The 557-nt window shown below is 50.8% G+C and carries 1 protein-coding gene; it reads left to right on the forward strand.

From position 1 onward, the window contains the following. Positions 1–557: ISAs1 family transposase (locus tag COP04_RS19270; RefSeq protein ID WP_157800407.1), on the forward strand; the 557-nt coding region annotated here is incomplete at both ends.

Here is a 557-nt window from a genome sequence, read left to right on the forward strand (position 1 = left end):
AATCACTTGCGCCATAATCTCATTGATATCCTGACCATCGCGCTGACCGCGACGATTTGTGCGATTGATTCGTTTACCGATATGGAAGAATTCGGCTATGCCCGTAAAGAATGGTTTGAAAGCTTCCTTGAGTTGCCCAATGGGATTCCCTCTCATGATACCTTTGCCCGGGTCTTTTCTCTGCTCGATCCTGAGACTGTTGAACGTTGCTTCATGAATTGGACAGCCGACGTCTACACACTGACCCAAGGCGAAGTAGTGGCCATTGATGGGAAAACACTGCGTGGCTCCCATCACCGTGCGGCTAACAAGCGAGCGATTCATACCTTATGCGCATGGGCGACCGAACAAAAGGCGGTACTGGCTCAGCGAAAAGTGGAGGGAAAAACAAATGAAATCACCGTTATTCCTGACCTGCTCGAACTGCTGAACCTCAAAGGCTGCGTGGTCACCCTTGACGCTAGGGGCTGCCAGAAAGATATTGCCGCCAAGATCAGGGAGAAAGAAGCGGATTATGTGCTGGCTCTGAAAGGCAACCAGTCCACGCTCCATGAAGA

The sequence above is a fragment of the Sporolactobacillus pectinivorans genome (assembly GCF_002802965.1).
In the GTDB taxonomy this organism is placed as follows: Bacteria; Bacillota; Bacilli; order Bacillales; family Sporolactobacillaceae; genus Sporolactobacillus; species Sporolactobacillus pectinivorans.